The sequence below is a fragment of the Streptomyces coelicoflavus genome (assembly GCF_003112555.1).
Classification (GTDB): domain Bacteria; phylum Actinomycetota; class Actinomycetes; order Streptomycetales; family Streptomycetaceae; genus Streptomyces; species Streptomyces coelicoflavus.
The window spans coordinates 43693-64567 of the sequence record NZ_BEWB01000024.1 but is presented as its reverse complement, the minus strand read 5'-3'; the positions used below and the strand labels follow the sequence as shown (position 1 = coordinate 64567).

General features: G+C 72.3%; 16 protein-coding genes. 8 read left to right on the top strand and 8 right to left on the bottom strand.

Annotated elements, in window-relative coordinates; translation table 11 throughout:
- Positions 1-79: 79 nt before the first annotated feature.
- Genes Sco07f_RS38725 through Sco07f_RS38705 form a run of 5 tightly spaced genes read right to left on the bottom strand, consistent with a single transcriptional unit; the run spans position 80 to position 5762 of the window.
- Complete coding sequence (locus tag Sco07f_RS38725) at positions 80-1390, bottom strand: DUF58 domain-containing protein (protein ID WP_108990695.1); 1311 nt, start codon at positions 1388-1390, stop codon at positions 80-82.
- Complete coding sequence (locus Sco07f_RS38720; RefSeq protein WP_007388657.1) at positions 1390-2382, bottom strand: AAA family ATPase; 993 nt, start codon at positions 2380-2382, stop codon at positions 1390-1392. Before Sco07f_RS38720 ends, Sco07f_RS38725 begins: the two co-directional genes overlap by 1 nt.
- Positions 2379-3596: a DUF4350 domain-containing protein gene (locus tag Sco07f_RS38715; RefSeq protein WP_167468348.1), complete on the bottom strand. Its 1218-nt coding sequence runs from the start codon at positions 3594-3596 to the stop codon at positions 2379-2381. Before Sco07f_RS38715 ends, Sco07f_RS38720 begins: the two co-directional genes overlap by 4 nt.
- Positions 3593-4384, bottom strand: coding sequence for a DUF4129 domain-containing protein (locus tag Sco07f_RS38710; RefSeq protein WP_439959712.1), 792 nt, complete (start codon positions 4382-4384; stop codon positions 3593-3595). The genes Sco07f_RS38715 and Sco07f_RS38710 overlap by 4 nt, the downstream gene beginning before the upstream one ends.
- Before the next feature lie 4 nt (positions 4385-4388).
- Positions 4389-5762, bottom strand: a complete 1374-nt coding sequence (locus Sco07f_RS38705) for a DUF7847 domain-containing protein (protein WP_108990694.1) — start codon at positions 5760-5762, stop codon at positions 4389-4391.
- A 140-nt stretch (positions 5763-5902) separates the two neighbouring features.
- On the opposite strand from Sco07f_RS38705, the gene mtnA reads away from it, so the two are divergent.
- From mtnA to Sco07f_RS38665, 7 genes are all read left to right on the top strand, one after another.
- A complete protein-coding gene (gene mtnA / locus Sco07f_RS38700) occupies positions 5903-7045 on the top strand; it encodes an S-methyl-5-thioribose-1-phosphate isomerase (protein ID WP_108990693.1) in 1143 nt (380 codons plus the stop codon).
- Between the two features lie 4 nt (positions 7046-7049).
- Positions 7050-7739 carry a two-component system response regulator MtrA gene (gene mtrA, locus Sco07f_RS38695; protein ID WP_003975799.1) on the top strand — a complete coding sequence of 230 codons (690 nt, stop codon included), beginning with the start codon at positions 7050-7052 and terminating at the stop codon, positions 7737-7739.
- A gap of 1 nt (position 7740) precedes the next feature.
- Complete coding sequence (gene mtrB, locus Sco07f_RS38690; RefSeq protein ID WP_087790702.1) at positions 7741-9831, top strand: MtrAB system histidine kinase MtrB; 2091 nt, start codon at positions 7741-7743, stop codon at positions 9829-9831.
- Positions 9821-11668, top strand: a complete 1848-nt coding sequence (locus tag Sco07f_RS38685; protein ID WP_108990692.1) for an LpqB family beta-propeller domain-containing protein — start codon at positions 9821-9823, stop codon at positions 11666-11668. Before mtrB ends, Sco07f_RS38685 begins: the two co-directional genes overlap by 11 nt.
- 86 nt (positions 11669-11754) lie before the next feature.
- On the top strand, positions 11755-12690 hold the full coding sequence (locus tag Sco07f_RS38680) for a ComF family protein (protein ID WP_108990691.1): 936 nt from the start codon (positions 11755-11757) through the stop codon (positions 12688-12690).
- Between the two features lie 313 nt (positions 12691-13003).
- Positions 13004-13696, top strand: a complete 693-nt coding sequence (hpf, locus tag Sco07f_RS38670; protein ID WP_007450228.1) for a ribosome hibernation-promoting factor, HPF/YfiA family — start codon at positions 13004-13006, stop codon at positions 13694-13696.
- Between the two features lie 229 nt (positions 13697-13925).
- Positions 13926-14690 (top strand): response regulator, encoded by a 765-nt coding sequence (locus Sco07f_RS38665; RefSeq protein ID WP_007450227.1) that lies wholly within the window; start codon positions 13926-13928, stop codon positions 14688-14690.
- Positions 14691-14702: 12 nt separating this feature from the next.
- Here Sco07f_RS38665 and Sco07f_RS38660 read toward each other — a convergent pair whose 3' ends face one another.
- Positions 14703-15878, bottom strand: coding sequence for a winged helix-turn-helix domain-containing protein (locus Sco07f_RS38660; protein ID WP_108990690.1), 1176 nt, complete (start codon positions 15876-15878; stop codon positions 14703-14705).
- A 146-nt stretch (positions 15879-16024) separates the two neighbouring features.
- Positions 16025-16594 carry a GNAT family N-acetyltransferase gene (locus Sco07f_RS38655; protein WP_087790706.1) on the bottom strand — a complete coding sequence of 190 codons (570 nt, stop codon included), beginning with the start codon at positions 16592-16594 and terminating at the stop codon, positions 16025-16027.
- Positions 16595-16875: 281 nt separating this feature from the next.
- Between Sco07f_RS38655 and secA the strand changes: the two genes are divergently transcribed.
- Positions 16876-19719 (top strand): preprotein translocase subunit SecA, encoded by a 2844-nt coding sequence (secA, locus tag Sco07f_RS38650; RefSeq protein ID WP_007450225.1) that lies wholly within the window; start codon positions 16876-16878, stop codon positions 19717-19719.
- Positions 19720-19866: 147 nt separating this feature from the next.
- Here the strand turns inward: secA and Sco07f_RS41305 are convergent, their stop codons facing one another.
- Positions 19867-20394: an Rv3235 family protein gene (locus tag Sco07f_RS41305; RefSeq protein ID WP_369695817.1), complete on the bottom strand. Its 528-nt coding sequence runs from the start codon at positions 20392-20394 to the stop codon at positions 19867-19869.
- Positions 20395-20875 lie beyond the last annotated feature (481 nt).

Below are 20875 nucleotides of genomic sequence, written 5' to 3'. Positions count from 1 at the left end.
TTCAAGGGTCGTTCGGGCTTATATATGGCCGCTTATTGGAGCGGAGGGAGCAGGGCCTTTCTCGGCCCCGCCCCGCCGTTTACAGGCGGCCCGCAGCCTTGAGTTCCAGGTAGGCATCCGCGAGAGCCGGGGGCAGCTCCTCGGGAGTCGCGTCGACGACCGTTACACCGTGCCGGCGGAGTTGGTCGGCGGTGCGACGGCGTTCCGACTGGGCCTGTGCGGCCGCTGCGGCCTCGTAGACGGCGTCCGTATCGCCGCGGGCGCCGGCCATCGTCGCCACATGCGGGTCGGCCACCGAGGCCACGAGGACCGTGTGGCGCCGAGTCAGCTGGGGCAGGACAGGAAGCAGCCCTTCCTCGATCGGGGCCGGGTCGAGAGTCGTGAAGAGGACGACCAGGGAGCGGCGCGGGGCCGACCGGAGAGCGGTGGCGGTGAGGCCCCGCGCGTCGGTCTCCACCAACTCCGGCTCCAGGGTGGCCATGGCACTGACCAGGGAGGGAAGGACGTCGCCCGCCGTGCGGCCCTGAAGCAGGGCGCGTACTCGGCGGTCATAGGCGAGGAGGTCGACGCGGTCGGCCGCGCGGGAGGCCAGGGCGGCCAGCAGCAGAGCCGCGTCCATGGCGGCGTCGAGGCGGGGCGCGTCACCCACGCGGCCCGCCGAGGTGCGGCCGGTGTCGAGGACGAGCAGGATGTGCCGGTCGCGCTCTGGGCGCCAGGTGCGTACGGCGACGGCGGACTGGCGTGCCGTCGCGCGCCAGTCGATGGAGCGGGTGTCGTCGCCGGGTACGTAGTCGCGCAGGCTGTCGAACTCCGTGCCTTCTCCGCGGATGAGGACGCTGGTGCGCCCGTCGAGTTCGCGGAGGCGGGACAGCTTCGAGGGGAGATGCTTGCGGCTGGTGAACGGAGGGAGGACGCGTACGGTCCAGGGGACCCGGTGGGTGCCCTGGCGGGTGAAGAGACCCAGGGGGCCGTAGGAGCGGATCGTGACGCGGTCCGCCTGGCGGTCGCCGCGGCGGGTGGGCCGCAGACGCGTGGTGACGCGGCGGCGTTCCCCCGCGGGCACCGTGAGGGTGTGGCGGGAGGCCGCCGTCTCCGTGCCGGGCTGCCAGCTGCTCGGCGGCCAGGCGTCGCGCAGGCGGGCCCGGAGCGGGCGGCCCGACGGGTTGGTGACCGTCAGGGTGACGTCGGCGGTGTCGCCCAGGCGGGCGGACGTGTCGCCGGAACGGCTCAGGCCGAGGCGGCGTACGGGAGCGGCCAGGGCGAAGTCGCAGGCGCAGGCCACGGCCAGCGGGGCGTTGACCGCAAGGATCCCCGTCCAGCTCGGGTCCCAGATGCCGATGGGGACGGAGCCCAGGGCCGCGATGAGCGCGGCGCGTCCGGTGAGTGCCATCAGCGGGGCACGGGGACGTGGGCGAGGATCGCGTTGATGACCGAGTCGGCGGTCACGCCCTCCATCTCGGCTTCCGGGCGGAGCTGGACACGGTGCCGGAGAGTGGGAAGGGCCAGGGCCTTCACGTCGTCGGGGGTCACGTAGTCGCGGCCGGTGAGCCAGGCCCACGCGCGGGCGGTCGACAGCAGCGCTGTGGCTCCGCGGGGTGAGACACCGAGGGTGAGGGACGGCGACTCGCGGGTGGCGCGGCAGATGTCGACGACGTAGGCGGTGATCTCCGGCGAGACGGTCGTCTTGGCGGCCTCGGCACGGGCGGCCTCCAGGTCGGCGGCGCTCGTGACAGGGCGTACGCCGGCGGCGTGCAGGTCGCGCGGGTCGAAGCCGGCGGCGTGCCGGGTGAGGACGTCGACCTCGTCCTGGCGGGTGGGCAGCGGGACGGTGAGCTTGAGCAGGAAGCGGTCCAGCTGGGCTTCCGGAAGGGGGTAGGTGCCCTCGTACTCGACCGGGTTCTGGGTCGCCGCGACGAGGAAGGGCTCGGGAAGCGGACGAGGGGTGCCGTCCACCGTGACCTGGCGTTCCTCCATGGCTTCCAGGAGGGACGACTGGGTCTTCGGGGGCGTGCGGTTGATCTCGTCGGCGAGCAGGAGGTTGGTGAAGACCGGGCCGGGCTGGAAGGAGAACTCGGCGGTGCGGGCGTCGTAGACGAGGGAACCGGTGACGTCGCTCGGCATCAGGTCGGGGGTGAACTGGACGCGCTTGGTGTCGAGCTCGGTGGCCTGGGCGAGGGTGCGGACGAGCAGCGTCTTGGCGACTCCGGGTACGCCTTCGAGCAGGACGTGGCCGCGGCACAGGAGGGCCACGACGAGACCGGTCACGGCGGCGTCCTGGCCGACCACGGCCTTGGCGATCTCGGCGCGCAGGGCTTCGAGGGCGGCGCGGGCGTTGCCCGGGGCCGCGCTCTGCCCGGCGTTGTCAGTGGTCGGGTCCATCATGGACGGCGTACCTCTCTTTCGAGGGCGTCGAGTTGGTCGGCGAGTGCGATCAGGGCCGCGTCGTCGCCGGGCGGCGGGCCGAAGAGGAGAGCGTGCAGGGACTGTCCGTCGCCGTGTGCGCCGTGCAGGTGGGCGGACAGGGCGGGGAGCAGGGACTCGGGCGTCTGGGCCTGGGTGACGGGGACGCCTACGAGAGGGGCGAGGCGGGTGCGGGTGGCGGAGCGAAGAGCGGTGGCGGCGCGGTCGCGGGCGTTCGCCTTGCGGTAGAGGCGGGCGCGGCCTTCGACGGTTTCGGAGGCGCGGATCGCGACGGGGAGTTTTTCCGGCACCAGGGGGCCGAGTCGGCGTGCCCGCCACAGGGCGGCGAGGGCGGCGGCGATGAAGAGCTGGAGGGTGCCCCAGAGCCAGCCGGACGGGAGCAGGTCGAAGAAGCTGCGTTCCTCGTCCGGGGCCGGCATGTCGGAGAGGGAGGGGAGGTACCAGACCAGATGGTCGCGGGAGCCGAGGAGCTGGAGGGCGAGCGAGGCGTTGCCGTGCTCGTCGAGGTGGTCGTTGAGGAGGATCTCGCGGGCGCCGAGGACGACGGTGTCGCCCTGGGCGCCTTCGGCGGACGCCTTCGCGGACGGGTCGGGGAGGCGCAGCAGGGTGGCCAGGCGGCGGCTGGGATAGCAGGCGTCGGCTTCGAGGTGGGTGCTGTAGCGGATGCCGCCCGTGGCGGCGTCGCCCGCGCGCCGGGCGGCGGGCAGGTCGCAGGCGGGGGCCAGTGTCGAGTCGAAGCTGAGCGCGGGGTCGGCGGTGACGCCGGGGGCGAGGCGTTCGACGGCGGCGCCGCCGGGGGCGACGAGGACGGTGCGGCCCCCGGAGCCGGTCGTCGCGGAGTGCAGTCGGTTCTGCTGTCGTTCCGTCAGGAGGTCGGGCGCGGCGACCAGCAGCGTGGTGTTCTGGCCGGTCGCGGCCCGTGCTTCGTCCAGGGTGGTGACCACGCGCGTGGAGACCCCCCGGTCGGCGAGGAGTTCGGCGACGGCGCGGCTGCCGTAGGGGTCGGCGGAGCGCGGATCGAGTGCGCCGTGCCGGGCGTCGGAGCGGACGACCGCGATCGCGACGGCCCCGGCGAGCAGCAGGACGAGGGCGAGCGCGATGCCCCGCGTGCGGGTCCACACCTGGCGGGCGGTGGGCGAGGCCGCGGTGGTGGGGAGCGTGGCCTCGGTGGTCATTCGGCGGCTCCCCGGTGGGTGTCCCGGTCCGCGTCGCCCGTGGTGCCGCCGGCCGTGCTGTTCGCCAGGTGGGGCTTGCTGCGTTCCAGGTCGTGGTCGAGTTCGGTGAGGCGCCGGTACGACTGTTCGCTGCCGGGCCGGCCGCCGTACGCGACGTCGTCGAAGTCCAGGGCGGCGGCGCGCAGCCGGTCCCTGTGGACGGGCAGGGCACGGCCGGCCTCGGTGGCCGCCTCGTCGGCGGTGCGGCCGGGGCGGGTGTCGAGCAGCGCGCGTTCCTCCAGGGCGCGGACGACGGCGCGCATGCGTTCCTGGACGGCCCGGCTCCAGTGTCCTTGGGCGGCGTGTGCCTCGGCGGCGGCGCGGTGGTCGGCGGCGCTGCGGGGGCGGTCGTCGAAGAGGGCGGGGGCGGAGACGGGACTGCGGCGGGGGGTGCCCAGGCGCCACCAGAGGGCGCCCAGCACCGCCAGGACGGCCACGATGACGACGACCAGTCCGAGCGTCCCGCCGGGCGTCGCGGTGGACGCCTTGCCGAAGAGCTCCTCGATCCAGTCCCAGAAGGCGTTCAGGGCCCGCTGGAACCAGCTGGGGTCGTTCTCGTGGTACATGCGCTTGGACAGCTCGCGCCGTGCTGCCTCCCTCGCGGGGTCGCCCGGGATCGTCACCGGCGGTTCGTCGCCGGAGCGCGACAGCGACAGTGCCGACAGCGCGGAGGTGTCGCCGGCGCGTGACACCGTGCGTGCGGCGGTGCGTGACAGCACCTCTGTGAGAACTCCCCCCGGCGTGCTCACCGCATCAGCTCCCCGGGACGGCGCCGGAGGCGCCGGGACCCCGGGTGCCGGCGGCGCGGATCAGCTCGAGGTCGAGGGCCTCGCGGCGGATGCGCCGGTCGATGTAGAGCAGGACGGTCACGCCCGCCGTGATCGGGAAAGTGATCATGGATCCGATCACCGAACCGATGCCGCTGACGACGAGGAACGTCCAGCCGAGGTCGCCGGTGCCCGCCAGGAAGCCGCCGATCCCGTCGCCGCCGACGACAGCGGCGAGGAGGGTGAACGGGATGACGATGATCGACGCGACGACGCCGGCGATCACCGAGGCGAGCAGCTGGATGCCGAAGACGCGCCACCAGGAGCCGCGCACCAGCTTCACCGAGCGGCCCAGCGCCTTCTTGATGCCCTGCTTCTCCAGCATCAGCGCGGGGGACGCGAGCGAGAAGCGGACCCAGAGCCAGACCGCGACGACGCCGCCCGCGATGAAGCCCAGGGCGGTCAGGGCCACGCCGGCCCCGCTGTTCGCCGTTGCCGTGATGATCAGACCGGGAGTCATGCCTGCCGTGAGGAGGGCGACGGAGATGAGGAGCAGCAGGAGGATCAGGCCGAACAGCTTCAGCACCTGGGGACGGGCGTCCCGCCAGGCCTCGGCGGTGGTCACCGGTTTGCCGAGTACGGCGCGGCTGGTGACGGTGGTGAGCAGGGCGGTGGCCAGTACGGTGCCGATCAGGGAGAGCAGGAAGACGACGCTCGAGTTGAGCGTGGTGTCGGCCAGCGCGTCGCTGAGCTCGCTCAGGGTGGCGTCGGGGTCGTTGAGGACCTCGCTGCTGGTGTCGTCCAGGACGAGGCCCTGGAGCAGTACGACGATGACCTCGGTGAAGACGGCGACGGTCAGGGAGATGCCGAGGACGGTGCGCCAGTAGGTGCGCATGGTCGAGACGGCACCGTCGAGGATCTCGCCGACGCCGAGCGGGCGGAGCGGGATCACGCCGGGCTTGGCCGCAGGCGGGGGACCGCCCCAGCCGCCTCCCCAGCCGCCGTGTCCTCCGGGGGCGCCGTAGCCGCCGTAGCCGCCGCCCGGGCCGCCGTAGCCGCCCGGGCCCGGGTAGCCGCCGTAGCCGCCTCCGGGGGGCCCGGGCGGCGGGGTGCCCCAGCCCGGGCCGGGCGGTGGCGGAGGAGGCGGGGCCTGGCCCGTGCCTGCGGGGCCGGTCGGCGCGGACCACTGGCCGGGGGGCGGCTGCTCCTTGGACCACTTCGTGCCGGGGCTCGTCGGTTCCGCGTCCGGCCGGTCGGGGCCGGCGGGGCGGTCGGCGGGCGCGGCGGGGCCGGGCGCGCCGGGCTCCTGCCCGTCGGACGGGGCGGATCCGGGCGATGCCCAGCCCGGAGTGTCGTTCATCGTCGCTCCTTCACGGTGCCCGTCCGCGGTCGCGGCGGCAGGTTGGCAGCCATCGTGCCATGGGGGCGCCAGGTGCGGACCGGGCGCGGTAGGGGCTGCGCACCTTCAGTTGTCCGTCGTACAGGGGGCACACTGACCGCATGGCTGATCAGGACGCGCGAAGCGGCGAGGGCAGGCGGCCGACCGGGATACCGGTCCTGCGGTGGGAGGAGCCTCCCGAGGGCCCGGTGCTGGTGCTGCTGGACCAGACCAGGTTGCCGGCCGAGGAGGTCGAGCTGGTCTGCACGGACCCGGCCGCGCTGGTGGAGGCGATCCGCTCGCTCGCCGTGCGGGGGGCGCCACTGCTGGGTGTCGCGGGCGCCTACGGCGTCGCGCTCGCCGCCGTCCGGGGCTTCGAGGTCGAAGAGGCCGCGGCGGCTCTCGCGGGGGCCCGCCCCACCGCGGTGAACCTCGCCGTGGGGGTGCGCCGGGCGCAGGCGGCCCACCGGGAGGCGCTCGCCAGGACCGGCGACCCCGGGCAGGCGGCCGCGGCGGCGCTGTCCGCGGCGCGGGCGCTGCACCGGGAGGACGCCGAGGCCAGCGCCCGGATGGCGGGGCACGGGCTGGCGCTGCTCGACGAGCTGCTGCCCGCCGGGGGGCACCGCGTCCTCACGCACTGCAACACGGGTTCGCTGGTGTCGGGCGGTGAAGGGACCGCCTTCGCGGTGGCGCTCGCGGCACACCGGTCGGGGCGGCTGCGACGCCTGTGGGTGGACGAAACGCGTCCTTTGCTGCAAGGTGCTCGCCTGACGGCATACGAGGCGGCCCGCAACGACATGGCGTACACCTTGCTCACCGACAACGCGGCGGGTTCGCTGTTCGCGGCGGGTGAGGTGGACGCGGTGCTCATCGGCGCGGACCGCATCGCGGCCGACGGTTCGGTGGCCAACAAGGTGGGGAGCTATCCGCTCGCGGTGCTCGCGCGCTACCACCACGTGCCGTTCATCGTGGTGGCGCCGGTCACGACGGTGGATCCGGACACACCGGACGGGGCGTCCATCGAAGTGGAACAGCGCCCCGGATATGAAGTGACCGAGGTCACAGCGCCTCAGGTGCCGGTGGCGGGAGCGGGAGGCGGGATTCCGGTGGCACCCCTGGGGACCCAGGCGTACAACCCGGCGTTCGACGTGACCCCGCCCGAACTGGTGACGGCGATCGTCACCGAGGAGGGCGTGGTTTCGCCCGTGACCAACGAGGCCCTGGCCGCGCTGTGTGCCAGGTCACGCCAGGTAACGATTAGCTAATGGGATGATGTCGTTTATGAAGGGACGAGTCCTTGTCGTCGACGACGACACCGCACTGGCCGAGATGCTCGGCATTGTGCTGCGTGGTGAGGGTTTTGAGCCGTCTTTCGTAGCCGACGGCGACAAGGCGCTGGCCGCCTTCCGGGAGACCAAACCCGACCTGGTGCTGCTCGACCTCATGCTGCCCGGCCGGGACGGCATCGAGGTGTGCCGCCTGATCAGGGCGGAGTCGGGCGTACCGATCGTGATGCTGACGGCGAAGAGTGACACCGTCGACGTCGTGGTCGGTCTCGAGTCGGGTGCCGACGACTACATCGTGAAGCCGTTCAAGCCGAAGGAGCTGGTGGCCCGTATCCGGGCGCGCCTGCGGAGGTCGGAGGAACCGGCGCCGGAGCAGCTCGCCATAGGCGACCTGGTCATCGACGTGGCCGGTCACTCCGTGAAGCGGGACGGGCAGTCGATCGCGCTGACGCCGCTGGAGTTCGACCTGCTGGTGGCGCTGGCCCGAAAGCCGTGGCAGGTGTTCACGCGCGAGGTGCTCCTCGAGCAGGTCTGGGGCTACCGGCACGCCGCCGACACCCGGCTGGTCAACGTGCATGTTCAGCGGCTGCGCTCCAAGGTCGAGAAGGACCCGGAGAAGCCGGAGATCGTGGTGACCGTCCGTGGCGTCGGTTACAAGGCCGGACCGAGCTGACATGACCAGGGACAGTGCCGCTTCGGCGCCCGGGTCCGGGGCCCGCGCCGGACGGCCTGTCGGCCCCGCCCCAGCCGGTCGCAAGCCTCCCGGCTCGCGGTGGAGCCGCCTGCTGGAGGGCGGGCTGCTGCACGGCGGGGTGCAGGGCAGCCCGGTGCTCCGGCTGTTCATGCGCTGGGTGCGCCGCCCCCTGCTGCCGGTCATGCGGCTGTGGCGGCGCAACATCCAGCTCAAGGTCGTCGCCACGACGCTGCTGATGTCGCTGGGTGTGGTGCTGCTCCTCGGTTTCGTGGTGATCGGGCAGGTCCGCAACGGACTGCTCGACGCCAAGGTGAAAGCCTCCCAGAGCCAGGCCACCGGTGGTTTCACGGCGGCCAAGCAGAAGGCCGAGGAAGCGGCCAGCACCAACGGCGACGACACCACCCCCGCCGACGGCCGTCCCGCGCAGAACGTCATCCAGTGGATGAGCGAACTGGTGAAGTCGCTCTCCAGCGGCGGTCAGAGCGCCTTCGACGTGGTCACCCTGCCCATGGGCGGGGAGAGCGGCAGTGGACGCGGTCCACGCGCCTCCGGGACGGTCAACTGGGCGGCCAGCGTCCCCGAGGCCCTGCGCGAACGCATCGACGGCGACACCGCCGCCGCCCAGAGCTACACCCGGATCGTCTACAACTCCGACCAGCCCTCCCAGCCCGGACTGGTCATCGGCAAGCAGGTCAACGACCCGAACGGCGAGCCCTACCAGCTGTACTACCTCTTCCCGCTGACGCAGGAGGAGAAGTCGCTCAGCCTGGTCAGGGGCACCCTGGCGACGGCCGGGCTCTTCGTCGTCGTCCTGCTGGGCGCCATCGCCTGGCTCGTGGTGCGCCAGGTCGTCACACCCGTACGGATGGCGGCGAGCATCGCCGAGCGGCTGTCCGCGGGGCGGTTGCAGGAACGTATGAAGGTCACCGGCGAGGACGACATCGCCCGGCTCGGCGAGGCCTTCAACAAGATGGCGCAGAACCTCCAGCTCAAGATCAGCCAGCTGGAGGACCTGTCGCGGATGCAGCGGCGGTTCGTCTCCGACGTGTCGCACGAGCTGCGGACCCCGCTGACCACGGTCCGGATGGCGGCCGACGTCATCCACGACGCGCGCGTGGACTTCGATCCGGTGACCGCGCGGTCTGCCGAGCTGCTCGCCGACCAGCTGGACCGGTTCGAGACGCTGCTCGCGGACCTGCTGGAGATCAGCCGCTTCGACGCGGGCGCCGCGGCCCTGGAGGCCGAGCCGATAGACCTCAGGGAGGTCGTACGGCGGGTCGTCAGCGGTGCGGAGCCGCTCGCCGAGCGCAAGGGGACGCGGATACGCCTCTCCGGCGACCAGCAGCCCGTGGTCGCCGAGGCGGACGCCCGGCGTGTCGAACGCGTGCTGCGCAACCTCGTCGTGAACGCCGTCGAGCACGGCGAGGGCCGGGACGTCGTCGTCAAGCTCGCCGCCGCCGGGGGCGCGGTCGCCGTCGCGGTGCGCGACTACGGTGTCGGACTCAAGCCGGGCGAGGCCACCCGGGTCTTCAGCCGTTTCTGGCGGGCCGACCCGGCACGCGCGCGTACCACCGGCGGCACCGGCCTGGGACTGTCCATCGCCCTGGAGGACGCGCGGCTGCACGGCGGCTGGCTGCAGGCATGGGGCGAGCCCGGTGGCGGTTCGCAGTTCCGGCTGACCCTGCCCAGGACGGCGGACGAGCCGCTGAGGGGTTCGCCGATACCGCTGGAGCCGGCCGACTCGCGCCGCAACCGCGGGCTCCAGGACGCGGGCCTCAACGACACGACATCGACGCGCGCCGCGGACAAGGCGGTCGGCGTCCCGGCACAGGCCCCGGCCGGGCAGGCCTCGTCGGTCCCCGCACGGGGACCGATACCGCCGCGGCAGGCCGCGGTCGCTCCGACGGCCGACCCGACGGCGCTGCCGGGCAACGGGGCACGCGTGGTGCCGAGGCCGGTCTCGGGCGCCGCCCGGAGACAGGACGACGGGCCGGCGCCTGGGGCGGCGAGCCGTCCGGACACCGGGTCCGAGGAGTCGAGCAGGCAAGGGGAGGCAACTCGTGGGCGCTGACCGCGAGGGGAGCGGTCGGCGGGGGCCGGCACGCGTGATGGCGTACGCCGCCTGCGGGTTCGTACTGCTGGCGGGATGCGCGTCCATGCCCGACAGCGGGGACCTGCGAGGAGTGGAGTCCACGCCCCGGCAGGACCCGCAGGTGCGGGTGTTCGCGATGCCGCCGCAGGACGACGACCCGCCCGCCGACATCGTGCAGGGCTTCCTGGAGGCGCTGACCAGCGACGATCCGCACTACGAGACGGCGCGGAAGTACCTGACGGGCGACGCAGCGAAGAACTGGCGGCCGGACCGGTCGGCGACGGTGCTCGCGGACGGCCCGGGGACCATGTCCGACCACTCGGGCAACCGAGAGGACGCCAACGACTACTCGGTCAACCTGACCGGCACCAAGGTCGCCACGGTGGACGCGCAGCAGTCCTACTCGCCGGCACAGGGCTCGTACCGCGAGTCGGTGCACCTCAGCCGCAACCCCAAGACCAAGCAGTGGCGCATCGACGTGCTGCCGCAGGGCGTCGTCATGGGCAAGTCGGACTTCCAGCGCAACTACATGTCGGTCAACCGGTACTACTTCGCCTCGAACACCGTGACGCGGGCGGACACCGGCACCGGCACGGTCCGGGAGCCGTCGGCCGTCGCCGACCCCGTCTACGTGCGCCGACGGGTGGATCCGCTGACCCAGGTGGTGCGTTCCCTGCTCAGCGGGCCGACGAGCCTGCTCGACCCCGTGGTCAGGTCCAGCTTCCCGACCGGGACGGCGCTGGCGGAGGAAGTCGACTCGCTGACGCCGGACGACCGCAACAAGCTGACCGTGCCACTGAACGACAAGGCGGCCGCGGCGGGCTCCGACGAGTGCGACGAGATGGCCGCGCAGCTCCTGTTCACGCTGCAGAACCTCACGCCGGCGGTCGAGGAGGTCGAGCTGCGCTCGGGCGGCGAGCAGATGTGTTCGCTCTCCGAGGACCGGGCCGAGACGGTCGCGACGCGCGGCTCGGCGCAACGGCCCGACTACCTGTACTTCATCGACGACCAGGACCGGCTGGTGCGGATCGCCGCCGGCAGCAACGGGACCCGGGCCGAACCGGTGCCCGGCCCGCTGGGCGAGGGGCACCGGGCCATGCGGTCGGTCGCGGTGTCGCGCGACGAGCACAGCGCGGCGGGGATCGGTCTCGACAGCAAGTCGCTGTACGTCGGCTCGCTGGTGTCGGGCGGTTCGCTCGGCGACCCGGTGCTGACCAGCGGGGGCAAGGCGGAGACGGACCGGCTGACACCGCCCAGCTGGGACACGCAGGGCGACCTCTGGATCGCCGACCGCGACCCCGCGAACCCGCGGCTGCTGCTGCTGAAGGAGGGCGCGGGCGATCCGGTGGAGGTCAGGACCCCGGGCCTCGACGGGCGCGTGCAGGCCGTGCGCGTGGCCGCCGACGGGGTGCGGATCGCGCTCGTCGTGGAGAAGGACGGCAAGCGGTCCCTGCTCATCGGACGGATCGAGCGTGAGGTACGGGCCGGCGAACAGCCCGCGGTCACCGTGCTCGAACTGCGCTCCGCGACCCCGGAGCTGGAAGAGGTCACGGCCATGTCGTGGGCCGGTGACGCCCGCCTCGTCGTGGTCGGGCGCGAGCGCGGCGGCGTCCAGCAGATCGGTTACGTCCAGGTCGACGGCTCGACGCCGGAGGCCTCGGTGCCCGCGGCGCTGACCGGCGTCAAGGAGATCGCCGCGACCGAGGACGAGCGGCTGCCGCTGGTGGCGTACTCGGAGAAGCTGATCGTGCGGCTGCCGTCCGGGCTCCAGTGGCAGAAGGTGACCGAGGGGACCGCGCCGGTCTATCCGGGGTGAGGCCCCGGCGTCCGCACCTTCTGGGGGCGCGACGGGGTTTTCCACAGGCCTGGCAGGGTTCTGCGGGCGCGGGCACAGTGGTGGCCATGAGCGGATCGCGGACGTTGCGGGGATGGTGGACGGACCTCACGGACCTGGTGCTGCCGGCCGAGTGCGGGGGCTGCGGCAGGGCTCGTGCGGTGCTGTGCCCGCGCTGCCGTACGGCGCTGGGCGGGGCCCCGCCGCGCCGGGTGCGTCCGGGGCCGGCGCCGCCCGGACTGCCGGCGGTGCACGCGGCCGCGCCGTACGCGGACGAGGTGCGGGCCGCGCTGCTGGCCCACAAGGAGCGGGGGGCGCTGTCCCTCGCGGGACCGCTCGGTACGGCACTGGCGGGAGCGGTGCGGGCGGGGCTCCGGGAGGCGTGGGCGGGAGCCCGTGAGGTGGGAGCCCGTGACGCGGATGCCGGTGGTGCGGGTGCCGGAGACGTACGGGGGCGGGGTCCGGTGCTGCTCGTGCCCGTGCCGTCGGCGCGCCGAGCCGTGCGGACCCGCGGACACGATCCGGCGCGGCGGATCGCCCTCGCGGCCGCCGGGGAGCTGCGGCGCACCGGGACGTCCGCCCGGGTGCTGGCCGTGCTGCGGCAGCGGTACGCCGTGGCGGACCAGTCGGGGCTCGACGCCAGGCAGCGGGTGGCCAACCTCGCGGGTGCGCTGGCGGTGGCGCCCGGCGGCGGCGTGCTGCTGCGCGGCGGTGGGGCGCTCGTCCTGGTCGACGACCTGATGACGACGGGGGCGTCGCTGGCCGAGGCGGCACGCGCGGTGCGGGCGGCGAGTGCTCCCGCCGTTGAGTCGCGGGCGGGACCGGCCACGTACGGGAGGGCGAAATCGGCTGTGTATCCGGCGGAGGCAGGGGAAGGCAGAGAGGAACGGAAGACCGGGCCCCGAATGGCGGGACGGTACGGAGGCGGTGGCGTGATCCGTGAGGTGTTCTGCGCGGCAGTGGTCGCGGCGTCACCAGATTCCTTCGAAATAAACCGGAACTGACTGAGAACTTTCGTCGTTGCAGGTAATGAGAGGTTCAATTCACCGGAACGGAGGTACGCCGCGGTAGAGGGTGACGACATCCGTCCGGGCGAGATATGTTCGGTTGTGAGGCAAAGCCGCAGGCCACACCTCTCAAATCCGAATGCCGTGCTGCGGGTTATGCCGTCATCACCCGCACCGGTGGAGTGGAGATCCCGCCCACGGGGGAGGAGGTGGACGTCACCGAGTCCGAGGTTTCGGGAGAGACCGGAACCTGGTGCAAAAGGGAGATGCTCCGCCGTAGAAGCGGAGCGATCCGGGAACGGAGTTCTGCGTGGACATCGTCGTCAAGGGCCGCAAGACCGAGGTGCCCGAGCGGTTCCGGAAGCACGTGGCCGAGAAGCTGAAGCTGGAGAAGATCCAGAAGCTCGATGGCAAGGTGATCAGCCTCGACGTCGAGGTGTCCAAGGAGCCGAACCCCCGGCAGGCCGACCGCTGTGACCGAGTGGAGATCACCCTCCGCTCCCGCGGTCCGGTGATCCGGGCGGAGGCGGCGGCGAGCGACCCCTACGCGGCGCTCGACCTGGCGGCGGAGAAGCTTGGCGCACGGCTGCGCAAGCAGCACGACAAGCGCTTCTCGCGCCGCGGCGCGCGCCGGATCTCGGCGGCCGAGGTCGCCGACCACGTACCCGGTGCGGCGACGCTCAACGGGAACGGCGACGTCGTCCCGACGGAGGAGCAGGACGGCGTCCCCACCAAGAAGATCGGCTCGCTGGAGGTCCAGGGCGACGGCCCGCTCGTCGTCCGGGAGAAGACCCACGTTGCCGCCCCGATGTCCCTCGACCAGGCGCTCTACGAGATGGAGCTGGTCGGGCACGACTTCTACCTGTTCGTCGACTCCGAGACCAAGGAGCCCAGCGTCGTCTACCGGCGGCACGCCTACGACTACGGCGTGATCCACCTCACCACGGACACGATGGTCACCCAGGCGCACGCTCCCGACGCGGGCGACGCGCTCGGCGGCTGACACAGACCGCCGGGTGACAGCGGTTCGGTGCCCCTGGAGCGCGTGTGCGCCCCCCAGGGGCACCGGTGTGCGACGGTGCGCGAGGGTGTGCGACCCCATCGCTGCCCGTTCGGTCACCCCGCTGTCGGCCAGGCATGGAATCATGGCGGCAACGGCCCAACGGGTGGGTCGTTGCTCTGGGTTGGCGATGGCTCAGGACCACGTGCCACAGCCTTCAGGGGGAGGAACGATGGCGGACAGTTTCGGACCGATGCGGAGCGCGGGCGTCGACCACGGGATCGACGGCGCGGCGGTCGGCATGGGCCCGGACGCGGACGCGGGCTCCGCACGCGAGGAGCCGATCAGGGTGCTGGTCGTGGACGACCACGCCCTCTTCCGCCGCGGCCTGGAGATCGTGCTCGCGGCCGAGGAGGACATCCAGGTCGTCGGCGAGGCCGGGGACGGCGCCGAGGCCGTGGAGAAGGCCGCCGACCTGCTGCCGGACATCGTTCTGATGGACGTGCGGATGCCGAAGCGCGGCGGTATCGAGGCCTGCACCTCCATCAAGGAGGTGGCCCCCAGTGCCAAGATCATCATGCTGACGATCAGCGACGAGGAGGCCGACCTCTACGACGCGATCAAGGCGGGCGCGACCGGATATCTCCTCAAGGAGATCTCGACGGACGAGGTGGCCACCGCCATTCGCGCGGTGGCCGACGGGCAGTCCCAGATCAGTCCGTCCATGGCGTCGAAGCTGCTCACCGAGTTCAAGTCGATGATCCAGCGGACCGACGAACGCCGGCTGGTCCCCGCCCCCCGGCTCACGGATCGCGAGCTGGAGGTCCTCAAGCTCGTCGCCACGGGAATGAACAACCGGGACATCGCCAAGGAACTGTTCATTTCCGAGAACACCGTGAAGAACCACGTGCGCAACATCCTGGAGAAGCTTCAGCTGCACTCCAGGATGGAGGCCGTGGTGTACGCGATGCGGGAGAAGATTCTCGAGATCCGGTGAGCCGGTTCCCGATCAGGCGAGCAGTCGGGCCAGCTCCCGGGTGAGGGGCTCGCACAGCTCCGGTGTGTCGACCCGTTCCACGCGTACGTTCGTGCAGTCCACCCAGCTCGCGGCCTCGGCCAGGGCCTGGGCCACCGCCGGAGCCGCCTTGGGGCCGTCCAGCGTGACCTGCTTGGCGACCAGGGTGTGTCCCTCCCTCCCCGGGTCCACACGGCCGACGAGTCGCCCGCCGGCCAGGACCGGCATCGCGAAGTAGCCGTGCACCCGCTTCTGCTTGGGCACGTAGGCCTCCAGGCGGTGGGTGAAGCCGAAGATCCGCTCCGTGCGCGCCCGCTCCCAGACGAGGGAGTCGAAGGGGGAGAGCAGCGTCGTGCGGTGACGCCCGCGCGGGACCGTCTCCAGGGCCGCGGGGTCCGCCCAGGCCGGCCGGCCCCAGCCCGCCACGGTGACCGGCACCAGGCCCGAGTCGGCGATCACCGCGTCGACGTGCTCGGCCTTGAGGCGGTGGTAGTCCGCGATGTCCGCGCGCGTGCCGACGCCGAGGGACTGGCCGGCCAGGCGGACCAGGCGGCGCAGGCACTCGGTGTCGTCCAGGTCGTCGTGGAGCAGCTCGGCCGGGACCGCGCGCTCGGCCAGGTCGTACACCCGCTTCCAGCCACGGCGCTCCACGCACACCACCTCGCCGTACATGAGCGCGCGCTCGACGGCGACCTTCGTGCCCGACCAGTCCCACCACTCGCTGGTCTTCTTCGCGCCGCCCAGGTCCGTCGCGGTGAGCGGGCCCTCGTCGCGCAGTTGCTTGACGACGCGGTCGTAGTCGCCGTCGGGGAGGTGGTGGTTCCAGTGCGGGCGGTTGCGGTACGCGCGGCGGCGGAAGGCGAAGTGGGGCCACTCCTCGATGGGGAGGATGCAGGCCGCGTGGGACCAGTACTCGAAGGCGTGGGTGTCGGTCCAGTAGGCGTCCTCGACGGTGCGGCGGCCGACCGCGCCGAGGCGGGCGTAGGGGATCAGCTCGTGGGAGCGGGCGAGGACCGAGATGGTGTCGAGCTGCACCGCGCCCAGGTGACGGAGGACGCCGCGGACGCCTGCGCGGCGGTCGGGGGCGCCGAGGAAGCCCTGTGCGCGGAGGGCGAGGCGGCGGGCCTCGTCTGCGGACAGTTCCGTGGCGGGGGGCGGGAGGGTCGTCATACGTCCGCAGGGTAGGGGGTGGGTCTGACAGTGGGGGGTGGGCCGGCTCCGGCCGGGTGCCGCTGCGCCCACCCGGTGCCGCCCCGGCGGCACGACTGCCCGCGGCTACGGGGGGCGACTGTCCGCAGCTCCGTACCTGCCGGCGGTTACGTCCGTGCCGGCAGGTACGGGGACGTGGAGGGGAGGGAGAGGTCCGAGGGGAGGAGGGAGCCGATCCAGCAGTCGCGGCGGACGCCCTTGTTGTTGATCCCGGAGCGCAAGGTGCCCTCCATGGTGAAGCCCGCGCGTTGGGCCACCGCGCGGGAGGCCGTGTTGCCGACCTCGGCGCGCCACTCCAGGCGGTCGACGGCCCGCTCGGTGAAGGCCCAGCGGGAAGCGGCGACGGCGGCCTCGGTGACGTAGCCCCGGCCGCGGTGTTCCTTGGTGCCCCAGAAACCGATCTCGCCGACGCCCAGGGAGATCATCGTGACGCCGAGCATGCCCACCAGGTCTCCCGCGGGGAGGAAGAGGCCGAAGTTGAACACCGAGTCGTTCGCCCAGCCGTCGGGGACCATCTGCTCCGTGAAGCCCCGCGCGTGCTCCGGGAGGTAGGGCGAGGGGATCGTCGTCCAGCGCTGGATGTCGGGGTCCTGGCAGGCGGCGTACACGGCGTCGGTGTCCTGCGGGCCGACCCCGCGCAGCGACAGGCGGTCGGTGGTGAGTGTGGCGGGTTCCATCGGCCGATTCTGCGGGGTGCCGGGCGGGGGTGCCAATATTTTTGCCGTCCGTGAAACTCCCGTCACCTCTTGTGCCGATTCGCCGGAAGGGTGCGGCACCATCCGCGGGGCCCGGACGTTGAAAGGGGTGACAGCGGACAGGGATGCTGGACGTAAGGATTGGACGGTCCCCGTTACGGCAGCCTCCCGGTGCGGCGGGGTCCTCGCATACGATGGCCGTTGCCCGATCCGTCACAGGAAACCGACCGTCCCAGGCCCGACCGGCAAGGAGACCAACCCCCGTGTCCGTCCTCTCGAAGCTCATGCGTGCAGGCGAAGGCAAGATCCTGCGCAAGCTGCACCGCATCGCGGACCAGGTCAACTCCATCGAAGAGGACTTCACTGACCTCTCCGACGCCGAGCTGCGTGCCCTCACCGACGAGTACAAGCAGCGCTACGCCGACGGTGAGAGCCTTGACGACCTGCTGCCCGAAGCCTTCGCCACCGTCCGCGAGGCCGCCAAGCGCGTCCTGGGCCAGCGCCACTACGACGTGCAGATCATGGGCGGCGCCGCCCTGCACATGGGCTACGTGGCCGAGATGAAGACCGGTGAGGGCAAGACCCTCGTCGGCACGCTGCCCGCCTATCTCAACGCCCTGTCCGGCGAGGGCGTGCACATCGTCACGGTCAACGACTACCTGGCCGAGCGCGACTCCGAGCTGATGGGCCGCGTCCACAAGTTCCTCGGTCTGAACGTCGGCTGCATCCTGGCCAACCAGACGCCGGCCCAGCGCCGCGAGATGTACGGCTGTGACATCACCTACGGCACGAACAACGAGTTCGGCTTCGACTACCTGCGCGACAACATGGCGTGGTCCAAGGACGAACTCGTCCAGCGCGGCCACAACTTCGCCATCGTCGACGAGGTCGACTCCATCCTCGTCGACGAGGCCCGTACGCCGCTGATCATCTCCGGTCCGGCCGACCAGGCCACCAAGTGGTACGGCGACTTCGCCAAGCTGGTCACCCGCCTGAAGAAGGGCGAGGCCGGCAACACCCTCAAGGGCATCGAGGAGACCGGCGACTACGAGGTCGACGAGAAGAAGCGCACCGTCGCCATCCACGAGCCGGGTGTGTCCAAGGTCGAGGACTGGCTGGGCATCGACAACCTCTACGAGTCGGTGAACACCCCGCTGGTCGGCTACCTGAACAACGCCATCAAGGCCAAGGAACTCTTCAAGAAGGACAAGGACTACGTCGTCCTCGACGGCGAAGTCATGATCGTCGACGAGCACACCGGCCGTATCCTCGCCGGTCGCCGCTACAACGAGGGCATGCACCAGGCGATCGAGGCGAAGGAAGGGGTGGACATCAAGGACGAGAACCAGACGCTCGCCACGATCACCCTCCAGAACTTCTTCCGCCTCTACAAGCGCCACGACCACAACGGCAAGGAACAGCCCGGCCTGTCCGGCATGACCGGTACGGCGATGACCGAGGCCGCCGAGTTCCACCAGATCTACAAGCTCGGCGTGGTGCCCATCCCGACCAACCGGCCGATGGTGCGCAAGGACCAGTCGGACCTGATCTACCGCACCGAGGTCGCCAAGTTCGAGGCCGTCGTCGACGACATCGAGGAGAAGCACCGCAAGGGCCAGCCGATCCTCGTCGGCACCACCTCGGTCGAGAAGTCCGAGTACCTCTCGCAGCAGCTCAGCAAGCGAGGCGTCCAGCACGAGGTGCTCAACGCCAAGCAGCACGACCGGGAGGCGACGATCGTCGCCCAGGCGGGCCGCAAGGGCTCCGTGACGGTGGCCACGAACATGGCCGGCCGTGGTACGGACATCAAGCTCGGCGGCAACCCGGAGGACCTCGCCGAGGCCGAGCTGCGCCAGCGCGGCCTCGACCCCGAGGAGCACATCGAGGAGTGGGCCGCGGCCCTGCCCGCCGCGCTGGAGCGTGCCGAGCAGGCGGTCAAGGCCGAGTTCGAAGAGGTCAAGGACCTGGGCGGCCTCTACGTCCTGGGCACCGAGCGGCACGAGTCGCGCCGTATCGACAACCAGCTCCGCGGTCGTTCCGGCCGTCAGGGCGACCCCGGTGAGTCCCGCTTCTACCTTTCCCTGGGCGACGACCTGATGCGGCTGTTCAAGGCCCAGATGGTCGAGCGCGTGATGTCCATGGCGAACGTGCCGGACGACGTGCCGATCGAGAACAAGATGGTCACGCGCGCGATCGCGTCCGCCCAGTCGCAGGTCGAGACGCAGAACTTCGAGACCCGCAAGAACGTCCTGAAGTACGACGAGGTCCTCAACCGCCAGCGCGAGGTCATCTACGGCGAGCGTCGCCGCGTCCTGGAGGGCGAGGATCTCCAGGAGCAGATCCAGCACTTCACGAACGACACGATCGACGCCTACGTGCAGGCCGAGACCGCCGAGGGCTTCCCCGAGGACTGGGACCTCGACCGGCTGTGGGGCGCCTTCAAGCAGCTCTACCCGGTGAAGGTCACCGTCGAGGAGCTGGAGGAGGCGGCGGGCGACCGGGCCGGACTGACCGCCGACTACATCGCGGAGTCCATCAAGGACGACGTCCAGGAGCAGTACGAGGCGCGGGAGAAGCAGCTCGGCTCCGAGATCATGCGTGAGCTGGAGCGCCGGGTCGTCCTCTCGGTCCTGGACCGCAAGTGGCGTGAGCACCTCTACGAGATGGACTACCTCCAGGAGGGCATCGGCCTGCGCGCCATGGCGCAGAAGGACCCGCTGGTCGAGTACCAGCGCGAGGGCTTCGACATGTTCCAGGCCATGATGGACGGCATCAAGGAGGAGTCCGTCGGCTACCTGTTCAACCTGGAGGTCCAGGTCGAGCAGCAGGTCGAGGAGGTTCCGGTCGAGGACGCGACGCCGTCGCTCGACAAGGGCGCGCAGGACGCGGTCCCGGCCCAGGCGGGCGCCCGTCCGGAGATCCGGGCCAAGGGGCTCGACGCGCCGCAGCGCCGGGACCTGCACTTCTCCGCGCCGACGGTGGACGGCGAGGGCGGTGTCGTCGAGGGCGAGTTCACCGACGGCGAGGCCGCGCAGGACCAGTCCGACGGGCTCACGCGCGCGGAGCGCCGCAAGCAGGCCAAGGGCGGACGCCGCCGCAAGAAGTGACGGTGCGGTGCCTGCGGGCGCCGCGTCGGTGAGAAGGGCCGGTCACCCGGGGGTGACCGGCCCTTCGGTCTGCCCGGCGGAGGCCGCGGGGCCGGCCGGGCCAGCTGTGCCAGATGTGTCAGGTGTGCCAGGCGTGCCAGGGTCGTGTCAGTCGTCGTCCGAGCGAGGCCTGCGCGGGCCGCCCACTTCCACCGCCGTGCAGCGCCAGCGCAGATCCCGGCCCTGCTCCAGCCGGAAGGCCAAGGCGCGCAGCCGGCCGCCCGCGCCGATGCGGGCGAAGACCTCGAGAGCGCCCGGCCGGGGCTCGAAATAGCCGATGTCGCGGACGACGGGACACGCGCCACGGGTGCGCAGCGGGCCGCGTTCGGCGAGGTGGGCAAGGTCGTCGTAGGCGCGGCCGACGGTGTGGCGGAGCATCGAGTGCACGGGGCGCCGGCCGCTCAGGACGCCGAGGAGAAGCTCGGCGAAGTGATCGGTGGGGCGGAGCTGCGGGACCGGCCGGCGCGGCGTCTGAGCGGGGACCACGGGCGCCGTGGCGGGCCGGGCGACCCGGCGGTGGCCCCCCGGTGCGGCCCGCCCCGCGACGGGGACTGCGGCAAGGGCCGGGGCGGGGTTCGCGGTGCGGGCGGGAGCGACGCCCGTACCCCTGCCGGGGGTGGGTACGGGGGCGGTCACGGGGGCGGGGGGCGTGGTCGGGCCCGGCACCGAGTCCCTGGCGGGGATGCCCGGTTCTGCGACCGGACCCGGCCGTGGGCCCCGGCCCGGCCCGGCCGTAGGCGGACGGGTGTCCGCCGGCCGCGTACGTGACCGCTGGGAGCGGCCGGGAGCCCCCGGCGGACGCCCACCGCCCGCCACGGCACGCGCCCCGGGCGCCCCCGGCCTACGGGGCGGCGCACCGCCGGACGCACGGGGCGGGGTCTCACCGGGCCGGGCGGCCGGGGCAGCACCGGGCAGGCGGGCGGAGGCGCCGCCGGGCGAGCGGGGCGGCATGTCGCCGGGGCCTCCGGATGGGGCGTGGCCGGGAACGGCACCCAGGGGTGAGTAGCCGGGCGTGGACATGGGACCGCCCTCGGCGGGGTGGAGCCCGCCGGACCGGCGGGAGGGGGCACCACCGGGCACACGGGCCGAGGCACCGCCGGGCACACCGGACGGCGTG